The following is a 12,452-nucleotide window of genomic DNA, read 5'->3' as shown; positions in this document are numbered from 1 at the left end:
AGCTCTTCCTCCTAAGACACCACTTCCTGCCAGTGGTTGGCGAAATGCATCAGGTGCGCGCGGCGGTAGTCGTCCTTCGACAGCTCGCCGTACGCGAAGTGAGGCTGCAAGGCGCCGGTGTGGCGCTCGAAGGCCAGCAGTGCCGCGATGGCACGGTCGACGGCAGGCGCCAGGGGCTGGCCTTGCGCAATGTCGGGTGCGCCGGGGATGGGCTCGGTCAGCGAGTGACTCATGCGACCGCGCGCCGAAAACACGGTGGCCGCCGCCGGGCCGACGCTCGCGCGGAACCAGCCCGGCTTCAGCTCAGGGAAGCCCTGCAACGAATACTCGACGCTCTGCGCCGCGTGGTGCAGCACATGCGCCAGGTCCCATGCGCCACCCATGCGCACGGGCTGCGCCTCCAACGCAGCGAGGGTGCGCAAGGCACCCTCGGTCGATCCAAACGCCGGCGACCGCAAGGCCGCCGGCCGCGAGGCCCAGTACAAGGCGGGAGCACCGACCGCCACGGCCCCGAGGCCGAAGAATGCGATGCGGCGCCCGCGCTGCATGGGCTTGCGCGTCACGTGATCAGACGCGCTCGAAGATGCCAGCCGCGCCCTGGCCGGTGCCGATGCACATCGTGACCATGCCGTACTTCAGGTTGTGGCGACGCAGTGCGTGCACGACCGTCGCGGCGCGGATGGCACCGGTGGCGCCCAGCGGGTGGCCGAGTGCAATCGCGCCGCCCATCGGGTTGACCTTCTTCGGGTCCAGCTCGAGCGTGTTGAGCACGGCGAGCGACTGGGCGGCAAAGGCTTCGTTGAGAACTTCGATCCAGTCGATCTGGTCCTTCGTGAGGCCGGCGTACTTCAGGGCCGCAGGAATGGCTTCGATCGGGCCGATGCCCATGATCTCGGGCGGCACGCCGCGAGCCGCGAAGCTCACGAAGCGGGCGAGCGGCTTCAAGCCGAACTGCTTCACCGCCTTTTCGCTCGCGAGGATCAGCGCGCCAGCGCCGTCGCTCGTCTGCGAGCTGTTGCCGGCCGTCACGCTGCCCTTGGCGGCGAACACGGGCTTGAGCTTGGCCAGGCCTTCGAGCGAGGTGTCGGGGCGCGGGCCTTCGTCGATGTTGACGGTGCGCTTCTTGGTGATCTGCTCGCCGGTCGCGAGATCCGGCGTGCGCGAGATGACGTCGATCGGGGTGATCTCGTCCTTGAACTCGCCCGCTTCGATCGCCTTCATGGCGCGCTGGTGCGACTCGAGGGCGAAGGCGTCTTGCGCTTCGCGCGAGACCTTCCACTGCGTCGCCACCTTCTCGGCCGTGAGGCCCATGCCGTAGGCGATGCCGATGTTCTCGTTGTTCGCGAAGATCTCGGGGTTGAACGACGGCTTGTTGCCGCCCATGGGCACGAGGCTCATGGATTCGGCGCCACCGGCGATCAGCAGGTCGGCCTCACCGACGCGGATGCGGTCAGCCGCCATCTGGATGGCGGTCACGCCCGACGCGCAGAAGCGGTTGACGGTCACGCCACCCACCGGCTTCGGCAGTGCGAGGCCGGCGGCGATGCGCGCCATGTTCATGCCTTGTTCGCCCTCGGGGAACGAGCAGCCGATGATCGCGTCTTCGATCGCGGCCGGGTCCAGGCCGGGGGCTTGGGCCAGCGCGCTGCGAATGGCGGCGATCAGCAGATCGTCCGGGCGGGTGTTCTTGAAATAGCCACGGCCCGAGCGGCCGATGGGCGTGCGGGTGGCGGCGACGATGTAGGCGTCTTGAATCTGTTTGGACATTTCGCTAACTCCTTGTATTCCGATCGGGTGACCGCCGCGGAACCGGCTCTGCCGGGCCGCCAGCGGTGCCCCCTTGAGGGGGAGCGCCGAAGGCGCTTCGGGGGTGGGTCAGTTCCTCACCGGCTTGCCGGTCGAGAGCATGCCCATCGCGCGCTCTTGCGACTTGGGGTGCTCCAGCAGGCTGCAGAAGTGCTTGCGCTCCAGCGTCATCAGGTATTCCTCGGTGACCAGCGAGCCGGCATCGACGTCACCACCGCAGACCACGTCGGCGATCAGCGCGCCGATGTGGAAGTCGTGCTGGCTGATGAAGCCGCCGTCGCGCATGTTGACCAGCTGGGCCTTGATGGTCGCGATGCCGTTGCGGCCGGCGACCGGGAAGACCGACTTGGCCGGCGCGCGGTAGCCGCTCTCGTACATGGCCTTGGCCTGTTGCGAGGCGACGTAGAGCAGCTCGTCCTTGTTGGGCACGACGATGTCGCTCCACAGCAGGTAGCCGTTCTTGCGGTTCTCGAGGGCGCTCGTGCCCACCTTCGCCATCGCGGCGGCGGTGAAGCCGTCGGTCAGGAACTTGAGGATGTCGGCATTGGCGTTCGCAGCGCTGGCCATCTCGGCCGCACGGCGGGCGATGTAGGTCAGGCCGCCACCGCCGGGGATCAGGCCCACGCCCACTTCCACCAGGCCCATGTAGCTTTCCATCGCCGCCACACGCTTGGTCGTGTAGACGGCGATCTCACAGCCACCGCCCAGCGCGATGCCACGCACGGCGGCGATCACCGGCACGGTGGAGTAGCGCATGCGCAGCATGGTGTCCTGCAGCTTCTTGATCATCGGGGCGATGCCCTTGGCGCCGCTCTTCATGAAGACCGGCAGCATCGACTCGAGGTTGGCACCGGCCGAGAACACGTCGTCCGGCGACCAGATCACGAGGCCCTTGTACTTGGCTTCGGCCACTTCCACCGCCTTGGCCAGGCCGTCGATCACGCCTTCGCCGATCAGGTGCAGCTTGGAGGTGATGCTGAGGATCAGCACCTCGCCATCGAGCGTCCAGGCGCGCACTTCGTCGTTCTTGAACTCTTCGGTGCCCGACTTGAGCGGGTCGACCGCGCCCGAGCCGAACAGGGCTTCGGGGAAGTGCTGGCGCTGGTAGACCGGCAGGTTGCTCTTGGGCAGGTACTTGTTCTGCGAAGCGCTCCACGAACCTTCGGCGGTGTGCACGCCATCGCGGCCGTCGAACACCCAGGCGGGCAGCGGCGCCTTGCTGAGCGCCTTGCCGGCATCGATGTCGGCCTTGACCCACTCGGCGACCTGCTTCCAGCCGGCCTGTTGCCACAGCTCGAAGGGGCCCTGGTTCATGCCGAAGCCCCAGCGCAGCGCGAGGTCGACCTCGCGGGCCGAGTCGGCCACGTCGGCCAGGTGCACGGCGGCGTAGTGGAAGCCGTTGCGCAGGATGGCCCACAGGAACTGCGCCTGCGGGTTGGTCGATTCGCGCAGCAGCTTCAGGCGCTCGGCAGGCGGCTTCTTTAGCATGCGCGCGACGATCTCGTCGGCCTTGCCGCCCGAAGCCACGTAGTCACCCTTGGCCGGGTCGAGGCGCAGGATGTCCTTGCCGACCTTCTTGTAGAAGCCAGCGCCGACCTTCTGGCCGAGCGCGCCCTTCTCGATCAGCGCGGCCACGGCCTTGGGCGTGGCGTAGGCGCCGTAGAAGGGGTCTTCCTTGAGGTTGTCCTGCATCGTCTTCATGACGTGGGCCATCGTGTCGAGGCCCACCACGTCGGCGGTGCGGAAGGTGCCGCTCGACGCACGGCCCAGCTTCTTGCCGGTCAGGTCGTCGACCACGTCGTAGGAGAGGCCGAAGTTCTCGGCTTCCTTCATCGTGGACAGCATGTTGGCGATGCCGACACGGTTGGCCACGAAGTTGGGCGTGTCCTTGGCGCGCACCACGCCCTTGCCGAGCGCGGTGGTGACGAAGCTTTCCAGCTGGTCGAGGATCTCCGGGCGCGTGGTCGGGGTGGGGATCAGCTCCACCAGGTACATGTAGCGCGGCGGGTTGAAGAAGTGGATGCCGCAGAAGCGCGGCTTGATCTCCTGCGGCAGCACATCGCTGAGCTTGGTGATCGACAGGCCCGAGGTGTTGCTCGCCACGATGGCGTGCGGGGCGATGAACGGGGCAACCTTGGTGTACAGGTCGAGCTTCCAGTCCATGCGCTCGGCGATGGCCTCGATGATCAGGTCACAGTCCTTCAGCAGTTCGAGGTGTTCCTCGTAGTTGGCCTGCTGGATGAGCGCGGCGTCTTCGGGAATGCCGAGCGGCGACGGCTTGATCTTCTTCAGGCCGTCGACGGCCTTGGTGACGATCCCGTTCTTCGGGCCTTCCTTGGCCGGCAGGTCGAACAGCACGACCGGCACCTTCACGTTGACGAGGTGGGCGGCGATCTGTGCGCCCATCACGCCGGCGCCGAGCACGGCGACCTTGCGGACATTGAATCGACTCACGGTCTTCTCCTTGGAACGGGTTTTCTAAGCGGTTGAGAGAGAAAGGTTGTTCTTGTCTTGGTGGCTCAGTCGGCGACGAGGAACTCGCGCACCGCAGGCCAATAGGTATCCGGCTCGTCGCGCAGGCCGTGGGTGTGCTCGGCGCGATCGAGGGTCAGTCGGGTCAGCCGTGCGCCGGCGGGTGCCGCGGCCTCGATCCGGTCGCCGTGGAACACCGGCGTCCAGGTGTCGCCGCGGCTGTGGATAAGCAGCAGCCGCGACGAGGGGTTCAGGTGCCGGATGTTCCATTCGGCCCGCAGGCCACGCTCCATCGCAGGCGCGAAGAAGCGCCCGATCTGCAGCACGGCATGCGGGAACGGATAGGCCTTCCAGAAGAGGGGCAGGGTGGCCGCGCAGGACTCGGCCACGACGCGGTCGAACGGGTAGTCCGCATGCGGCATCGCGTTGAGCGCATGCATGGCCCCGAACGAGGCGCCCAGCGCATGCACCGGCAGGCCCGCGAACCGACGACGTGCCCACTGGCCTGCAGCCACCACGTCGGCCGGCCAGTCGAAGTTGGTCGACGGGCTTTCGCCGAAGCCGTTGAAGTCGAACAGCACGACGTGGAAGCCATCATCGAGCAGCCGCTGCGCATGGCCGTTGCGCAGCCAGAAGCCCTTGCTTGCCAGGCCCATCGGGTGGGCGCAGACGACCACGCCGCGCACACGGGGCGCCGAGGTCTCGGCGACGACGGCCGCGAGTTCGGCATGGCTGCCGCTGGCGATCGTCACCCGTTGCCAGCCTTCGGTGGCCACGCCTTGCGGCCAGCGCCAGGGTTTCATGAAGCGGCCGAAGAACGGCTTCTTCAACTGGCGATGCCACCACCAGCGGGCGCCGGAACGCCCGCTCGTCATGCCCTGCCAGCCTGCGCCTGCGAGCTCACCCATCGCCGGTTACTCGACGCGCACCCAGGTCTGCGAGCGGCCGATCATCGGCGTGCCGATGTAGCCCCGCACCTCGAGCTTCTTGTTGTCGGCCGAGGGCCGCAGGCGAAGCTTGTAGGTCTTGCCGTTGGCCGGGTCGAGCACCGTGCCACCGTCCCACTGCGCCGCTTCTTCGGCGTTCTTCTTGGCGCCAGCAATGATGGTGAGGCCGACGATCGGCTTGCCCTTGAGCTCGCCGTTGCATTCGTCGCACACCGCGTCGGGCTTGACGGCTGGGTCGAGCAGCTTCTCGATCTTGCCGACGACGACACCACCGCTCTCGGTGATGCGCACCAGCGACTTCTCGATCTTGGACTTCTCGTCGATGCTCTTCCACAGCCCCACGGGGGTTGCGTTCTGCGCGAACGCCACACCCGAGACCATCAACGCGGCCGCAGCCGCCAGCAGCTTCTTCATCGCCTGTCTCTCCTGGTTTTTTGTGGATGAAAACGAATGCGAGGGCAGCTTAGAACAAAGCCTCGTCCATCTCCATCAGCGGCTTCAAGCCCGCGCGTGCGGTGCGGATGAGGCTCGCGGTTTCGGGCAGCAGCTTGGCGAAGTAGAAGCGCGCGGTGGCGAGCTTGGCGGTGTAGAACGGGTCGCCCGAGCCTTGCTTCTCGAGCGCGACCTTGGCCATGCGGGCCCAGAAGTAGCCCATGACCAGGTGGCCGGCCACACGGAGGTAGTCGACGGCGGCGGCGCCCACTTCGTCCTGGTTCTGGAAGGCCTTCATGCCGATCTCGGTGGTGAGCTTCACCACCTTCTCGCCCAGGTCGGCCAGCGGGTTCACGAACTCCTGCATGGCTTCGTTGGTGCCTTCGGCCTCGACGAACTCGGTGACGATCTTGCCGAACTTCTTCAGCTTGGCGCCGTTGTCCGCCAGCACCTTGCGGCCCAGGAGGTCAAGCGACTGGATGGTGTTGGTGCCCTCGTAGATCATGTTGATGCGGGCATCGCGCACGTACTGCTCCATGCCCCATTCCTTGATGAAGCCGTGGCCGCCGAAGACCTGCAGGCAGTGCGAGGTGGAGATCCAGGCGTTGTCGGTCAGGAAGGCCTTGACGATGGGGGTGATGAGCGCCACCAGGTCGCCGCATTCCTTGCGCACGTCTTCGTCGTCGCTTGCGAGTTCCTTGTCGAGCTGCAGCGAGGTCCACATGCCGAGCGCACGGCCACCTTCGGCATACGCACGCGCGGTGAGCAGCATCTTGCGCACGTCGGGGTGCACGATGATCGGGTCGGCCGGCTTGTCGGCGGCCTTGGGGCCCGACAGGGCGCGCATCTGGATGCGGTCCTTCGCGTAGGCCACGGCGTTCTGGTAGGCCACTTCGGTCAGGCCCAGGCCCTGGTTGCCGACGCCCAGACGGGCGGCGTTCATCATCACGAACATGGCGGCGAGGCCCTTGTTCGGCTGGCCGACCAGCGTGCCGACGGCGTTTTCCAGCACCAGCTGGGCGGTGGCGTTGCCGTGGATGCCCATCTTCTCTTCCAGGCCGGCGCAGAAGATGCCGTTGCGCTTGCCCAGGCTGCCATCGGCGTTGACCAGGAACTTCGGCACCACGAAGAGCGAGATGCCCTTCGAGCCGGCGGGCGCATCGGGCAGGCGGGCCAGCACCAGGTGCACGATGTTCGGAGCCATGTTGTGCTCGCCGGCCGAGATGAAGATCTTGGCGCCGGTGATCTTGTAGGTGCCGTCGGCTTGCGGCTCGGCCTTGGTGCGCAGGAGGCCGAGGTCGGTGCCGCAGTGCGGCTCGGTCAGGCACATGGTGCCCGTCCATTCGCCGCTGGTCAGCTTGGGCAGGTAGGTTTTCTTCTGCTCGTCGGTGCCGTGGGCGTGCAGCGCTTCATAGGCGCCGTGCGACAGGCCGGGGTACATCGTCCACGCCTGGTTGGCCGAGTTGAGCATCTCGTAGAAGCACTGGTTCACCACATGCGGCAGACCCTGGCCGCCATAGGCCGGGTCGCAGCTCAGCGCGGGCCAGCCGCCTTCCACGTACTGCTGATAGGCCTCCTTGAAACCCTTGGGCGGCGTGACCTCGTGCGTTTCCTTGTTGAGCGTGCAGCCCTCCGTGTCGCCGCTCTGGTTGAGCGGGAAGATCACCTGCGACGCGAACTTGCCGCCTTCCTCGAGCACCGCATTGATGGTGTCGGCATCGATGTCCTTGTGCGGCGGCAGGGCCTGCAGCTCAGCCGGCACGTTGAACACTTCATGCATCAGGAACTGCATGTCGCGCAGCGGGGGGTGTACTGGGCCATCGTGAACTCCTTGAATGTGGGAATCGAGAGAAGGGTTGAGGAAAGCAGGGGCTGATCGGGTTATCGGCGTTGCGTGCGTGCCGCTTGACGCGGCGCAGCGGCGTAGTAGCCCACCACCCGCTCAAAGCCGATGCGGGCACGGTCGAGGGCGCCCGGCACGCGCAGGAAGCGGGCATCGTGGTGCACGGCGAGGATGTGCCCGTGGATCTCGAACAGCATCTGCTGGGCATCGGTGTCGTCGCGCAAGTGGCCTTCGGCCACGGCCATGCGGATGGCGCGCTCCAGCGCGAGGTGCCAGGCACGCACCATCTCGACCAGCGCGTCGCGCACGGGGCCGGGCCGGTCGTCGAACTCGACGGCACCGCTGATGTAGATGCAGCCCGAATCCAGCTCGACCGACACGCGCTTGATCCAGCGCTCGAAGAAGGCGCGCAGACGCGGCAGGCCGCGCTCCTCGCGCAGTGCCGGGAAGAACACTTCTTCCTCGAATTTGGCGTGGTATTCGCGGATGACCGAGATCTGCAGCTCTTCGCGCGAGCCAAAATGCGCGAAGACGCCCGACTTGCTCATCTGCATCACATCGGCCAGCGCGCCGATCGACAGGCCTTCCAGGCCCATGTGCGACGCCAGGCCCAAGGCGGCCTCCAGAATGGCGGCGCGGGTCTGCTGGCCTTTCTGCATCTGGCGGGGCGTGTCGCGCAGCGAACGGGGGTTGGCACTCATGGTCGTCGTGCAACAAAAATGAAACGAACGATCGTTCTATTCTTACCGACCTTCCCCGGAGAAAGCGAGCCCCTCATGCGCTCTTTGTCACCTTTTTCTAGGGCTTGTCGCCTAAGAGATTGCGCTCGGCCGGGGGAACTCAAGGGTTAACCCTCGATTTGTGACAGCCAGGATGACGGCATGAAGATCACGGTGGTCGGACTTGGGGCCGTCGGCGGCCTGCTCGCGGCACGGCTGGCGCTGGCCGGACATCAGGTGAGCGCCCTGGCGCGTGGGCGCACGCTGCAGGCGGTGCGCGAGCGCGGCGTGGGGCTTCGCATGGGCGGGCAGGTGCAGCACGCGGCGCTGCAGGCGAGCGACGACCCGGCGGCCTTCGGCCCGCAAGACCTGATGCTGATCGCCCTCAAGGGCCAGGCGCTGCCCGGACTGGCCGGCACGCTCGCGCCGCTGATCGGCCCGCACACGCTGATCGTGCCCGCGATGAACGGCGTGCCCTGGTGGTTCCTGCAGACGCCCGCGCTGCAGGCACGTTTCACGGCGGCGCAACGGCAGCTCGACAGCGTCGACCCGAGCGGCGACACCGGCCGCGTACTGCCGCTCTCGCAGGTGCTGGGCTGCGTGGTCCACCTCACCTGCTCGCAGCCGGAGCCGGGCGTGGTGCAGCATGGTTTCGGCGATCGGCTGATCTTCGGTGAACCCGCCGGCGGGGTGAGCGAGCGGGTGAACCGTGTCGCCTCCGTGTTCGCCGAAGCCGGCTTCAAGGCCGAGGCCAGCCACGACATCCGCCGCGAGATCTGGTTCAAGCTCTGGGGCAACATGACCATGAACCCGGTCTCGGCCCTCACTGGCGCCACGGCCGACCGCATCCTCGACGACCCGCTGGTGCGCGGCTTCATGCTGCGTGCGATGGCCGAGGCGGCGGCGGTGGGGGCGCAGATCGGCTGCCCGATCGAGCAATCGGGCGAAGAGCGCCTTGCCGTCGCGCGCCAGCTCGGCGCCTTCAAGACCTCGATGCTGCAAGACAGCGAAGCGAATCGCGCGCTGGAGATCGACGCCATCGTCACCGCCGTCCACGAAATCGGCGCCAGGCTGGGCATGGCCACCCCGAACATCGACACCGTGCTCGGCCTCGTGAGACTGATGGCTCGCACGCGCGGGCTGTATCCAGCATCTGTGTGATCGATTGATGACACTGTGGCGCTCCTACAGCGCCACGGCCTGCACCGCTATTGAGCGAATGGCACGGAATGGATTACTCTCGGGCAAGGAGATTGATCCGTGGAAGTGCTGCAACTGGATGTGTCCGGCCGACCGCAATCGTGGATCTCGGCCAAGGAAGCGGCGGTCATCTATGCCAGCGACGGCGTAGCCTGGACCCTCGGCGATGCCTTCTATGTGCTGCGCGGCGGCATGCAGCGGCGCACCGGCCTGCAATCGCGCATCGAGGTTCACCCCATCATCGCGGTGCGCGGGGCCATCCCCAGCCGCGCGTGGCGGCAGACGCCGGCGCTCTCCAACCCCAAGCTCTTTGCCCGTGATCGCCAGGTCTGCGCCTACTGCGGCGGGCGCTTCCACACCGACGACCTGACGCGCGAGCACATCGTGCCCACCTCGCGCGGCGGCCACGACACGTGGATGAACTGCATCACCGCCTGCCGCGCCTGCAACGGCCACAAGGGCAACCGCCTGCCCGAAGAGGTCAACATGTCGCTGATGTACCTGCCGTACGTGCCGAGCCTGCACGAAGACATGATCCTGCGCGGCCGGCGCATCCTCGCCGACCAGATGGAGTTCCTGCTGGCGAGCGTGCCGCGGCATTCGCGCCTGCGCTCCTAGTCGTCTTCCTCCGCGCTTGCCGCGACGAGCGGCGCGAGCGCCGCCACCAGCTCACGCAGCGCCACCGGCTTGGACAACAGCACGCAGCTTGGCGGCAAGACGGCCGGCTGCTGCGCACCGGCCCGGCCTGTGACGATCACCGCCGGCGTGCGGGTCTGCCACTGCTCGCGCAAGCGGGCCACCGCCTGCAAGCCATCCTGCTCGGCCCGCAGGTCGAGGTCGAACACCAGCGCATCGGGAAAGCGCAACTCTTCATCCAACTGCACACACAAGACCTCCAGTCGGCTGGCCGCCACCACATGCGCGCCCGCGGCCCGAAGCGCCGTGGCCAGCGCGTCGAGCGCCGCCTCTTCGTCATCGAGCACTGCCAGCATGCGGCCTTCGAGCCAGCGCAGGTCGGCCGCTGCACCCGCTGCGGCCGCCGCCTCCGGCGCCTCGCGGCGCAAAGTCGCCGGTGCCAGCACGCGAAAGCGGGTGCCCTGCCCGACCCGGCTGCACAGCGGCGCGAGCTGCAGGCCCAGCGACTGCACCAGCCCCCGCACGATGGTGAGCCCGAGCCCGCGGCCGCCTCGTGTGCCGCTGGCGTTGTCGAGCTGCACATACGGCTCGAAGACCAGCGCCTGGCTCTCGGCCGGAATGCCCGGCCCGTTGTCCCACACCTCGATCGCACACCCACCGGCATGCGGGCGCACGGCCAGCAGCACACGCGTCACCGTGCCCGCCGCCGCATGCGCCCGCAGGCCGTGGCGCACGGCGTTGCCGGCGAGGTTTTGCACCACCCGCGAAAACTGCGACCGGTCGACCCACAGGTGCACCGGGTGGCCGTGCACACGCACGTCGAGCGCCGTGGCGGCATGGCCGGCGCGCAGGTGTTCGGCCACGGCTTCGAGCACCTCGAGCACCTCCACCACACGCGGCTGCGACGTGAGCGCGCCCTGTTCGATGGCGCTGAACTCGCTGAACTGGTCGAGCATGCCCACGGCGTCGTCGGCCGCGCGCAGCTGGCGCTGCAGCACGGCGTCGAGCGGCGCCGGCAGGCCCTTGGCCTGCAGCGCATCGGCGTACAGGCGCACCGCCTGCAGCGGCTGGCGCAGATCGTGGCTGATGCTCGCGAGCAGCTGCGTGCGCGCCTGCTGCAGCCGGGTCAGCTGCTCGCGCTTGCTGTCGAGGTCCTGGATCAGCGCCTCGCGTTCGTCGAGTGCGGCGATGAGCCGCTGGTCGGTGGCCTGGATGTGCTGCCGCTCGATCCAGACGAACATGGCAACGAGCCCGAGGCAGAACGGCCACAGCGTCGAGAAGCTGGAGAGCGCCTGGTCCCACGCGACGATGGTCAGGGCCGTGCCCAGCAACAGCGCCAGCCCACCCTGGCGCCAGGACTGCCAGCCGAGGCTGGCCACGCCGGTGAGCAGCAGCACCAGCAACGAGGCAGCGGCCCCACCCGCCGCCAGCCGCGAGCTGCCGAGCGCCACCCCCGCCAGCAGCGCTGCCGCGCCCCCGGCGCCCGGTGCAGCAGCAGCAGCGCAAGCGCGCACACGCCGCCCCAGGCCAGCGCCATCGTCTGCGGCTGCAGCTCGTCCAGGCCCAGCACCGCCTGCGCACGCTGCAAGGCCATCACGTCATACGGCAGCTGCCACTCCCAGAAGCTCTGCGCCGCGATCAGCGTGAGGCCGAGCGCGATCAGCCACAGGCCCAGGCGGCGCCGCCGGCGTGGCGCTTCGAGTGCGATCTCGCTGCGGCTCATCTCGAGTCAAGCACCGCCGGCACGCGGTAGCCCCGCTGGCTGAGCGCCACCAGCGCCTTGGTCCGGTTGGGCACACCGAGAGCCTGCAGCGCCGCGGTGATGTGTTTCTTGACCACCACCTCCGAGCGGTCGAGCCGGCGCGCGATCTCCTTGTTGCGCAACCCTTGCACCACATAGCCGAGCACTTCGACCTGCCGTTCGGTGAGGCCGAGCGCCGACAGCTCCGACAGCTCACGCCCACCCGTCTCGGGCAGTGCCGCCAGCCCGTCGGACACCGACTGCGGCAGGTGGATCGCGTGCTCCACCAGCACCCGCGTCAGCGCATGGCGCAGCTCGGCCGGCGCCGCGGCCTTGGAGATGAAGCCCATCGCGCCGGCATCGAGCGCGGCGAGCACGGTGTCGCGATCGTCCTGCGCACTGAGGATGACCACCGGCACGTACGGGTAGGCCTCGCGCAGCTTGTGCAGCCCGGCCATGCCGTGCACGTCGCCGAGCGTGAGGTCGAGCAGCACCAGGTCGAAGCGCCCGGCGCTCGCGAGCGTGTGCAGCGCCTCGGCCAGCGAGCCGCACAGCTGGACACGCAGCTGCGGCAGGGCCTCGTTGATCAGGAGCTGCAGGCCATGGCGCACCAGGCCGTGGTCGTCGACGAGCAGCACCGAGGAGACGGGCGTCAT

General features: G+C 67.9%; 12 protein-coding genes. 2 read left to right on the top strand and 10 right to left on the bottom strand.

From position 1 onward, the window contains the following. Window positions 1–11: 11 nt before the first annotated feature. The 7 genes from LRS03_RS23030 to LRS03_RS23000 all read right to left on the bottom strand — a co-directional run bounded on the left by LRS03_RS23030 (window position 12) and on the right by LRS03_RS23000 (window position 8,201). Window positions 12–563: a DUF1569 domain-containing protein gene (locus LRS03_RS23030; RefSeq protein ID WP_257828469.1), complete on the bottom strand. Its 552-nt coding sequence runs from the start codon at window positions 561–563 to the stop codon at window positions 12–14. Between the two features lie 4 nt (window positions 564–567). Beyond that, complete coding sequence (locus LRS03_RS23025; RefSeq protein WP_257828468.1) at window positions 568–1,767, bottom strand: acetyl-CoA C-acyltransferase; 1,200 nt, start codon at window positions 1,765–1,767, stop codon at window positions 568–570. Window positions 1,768–1,875: 108 nt separating this feature from the next. Next, entirely contained in the window at window positions 1,876–4,260 is a 2,385-nt protein-coding gene (locus tag LRS03_RS23020) for a 3-hydroxyacyl-CoA dehydrogenase/enoyl-CoA hydratase family protein (protein ID WP_257828467.1), read from the bottom strand. A 65-nt stretch (window positions 4,261–4,325) separates the two neighbouring features. Next, window positions 4,326–5,186, bottom strand: a complete 861-nt coding sequence (locus tag LRS03_RS23015) for an alpha/beta hydrolase (RefSeq protein WP_257828466.1) — start codon at window positions 5,184–5,186, stop codon at window positions 4,326–4,328. 6 nt (window positions 5,187–5,192) lie between these two features. After that, window positions 5,193–5,639 carry a DUF2147 domain-containing protein gene (locus LRS03_RS23010; RefSeq protein WP_257828465.1) on the bottom strand — a complete coding sequence of 149 codons (447 nt, stop codon included), beginning with the start codon at window positions 5,637–5,639 and terminating at the stop codon, window positions 5,193–5,195. Window positions 5,640–5,688: 49 nt separating this feature from the next. Then, window positions 5,689–7,449: an acyl-CoA dehydrogenase C-terminal domain-containing protein gene (locus tag LRS03_RS23005; protein ID WP_489739921.1), complete on the bottom strand. Its 1,761-nt coding sequence runs from the start codon at window positions 7,447–7,449 to the stop codon at window positions 5,689–5,691. A gap of 89 nt (window positions 7,450–7,538) precedes the next feature. Continuing rightward, entirely contained in the window at window positions 7,539–8,201 is a 663-nt protein-coding gene (locus LRS03_RS23000) for a TetR/AcrR family transcriptional regulator (protein WP_257828464.1), read from the bottom strand. A gap of 180 nt (window positions 8,202–8,381) precedes the next feature. On the opposite strand from LRS03_RS23000, the gene LRS03_RS22995 reads away from it, so the two are divergent. Together LRS03_RS22995 and LRS03_RS22990 are read left to right on the top strand one after the other, a co-directional pair. Beyond that, window positions 8,382–9,380 (top strand): 2-dehydropantoate 2-reductase, encoded by a 999-nt coding sequence (locus tag LRS03_RS22995; RefSeq protein WP_257828463.1) that lies wholly within the window; start codon window positions 8,382–8,384, stop codon window positions 9,378–9,380. A 99-nt stretch (window positions 9,381–9,479) separates the two neighbouring features. Next, on the top strand, window positions 9,480–10,037 hold the full coding sequence (locus tag LRS03_RS22990; protein ID WP_257828462.1) for an HNH endonuclease: 558 nt from the start codon (window positions 9,480–9,482) through the stop codon (window positions 10,035–10,037). Here LRS03_RS22990 and LRS03_RS22985 read toward each other — a convergent pair. The 3 genes from LRS03_RS22985 to LRS03_RS22975 are packed head-to-tail and all read right to left on the bottom strand — an operon-like array spanning window position 10,034 to window position 12,452. Further along, window positions 10,034–11,452, bottom strand: a complete 1,419-nt coding sequence (locus LRS03_RS22985) for a sensor histidine kinase (RefSeq protein ID WP_257828461.1) — start codon at window positions 11,450–11,452, stop codon at window positions 10,034–10,036. The genes LRS03_RS22990 and LRS03_RS22985 overlap by 4 nt on opposite strands. Continuing rightward, window positions 11,368–11,778: a hypothetical protein gene (locus LRS03_RS22980; RefSeq protein ID WP_257828460.1), complete on the bottom strand. Its 411-nt coding sequence runs from the start codon at window positions 11,776–11,778 to the stop codon at window positions 11,368–11,370. The genes LRS03_RS22985 and LRS03_RS22980 overlap by 85 nt, the downstream gene beginning before the upstream one ends. Then, window positions 11,775–12,452, bottom strand: coding sequence for a response regulator transcription factor (locus tag LRS03_RS22975; RefSeq protein ID WP_257828459.1), 678 nt, complete (start codon window positions 12,450–12,452; stop codon window positions 11,775–11,777). Before LRS03_RS22975 ends, LRS03_RS22980 begins: the two co-directional genes overlap by 4 nt.

The sequence above is a fragment of the Rhizobacter sp. J219 genome (assembly GCF_024700055.1).
Lineage (GTDB): Bacteria > Pseudomonadota > Gammaproteobacteria > Burkholderiales > Burkholderiaceae_C > Rhizobacter.
This window is presented reverse-complemented; position numbering and strand designations above follow the sequence as displayed.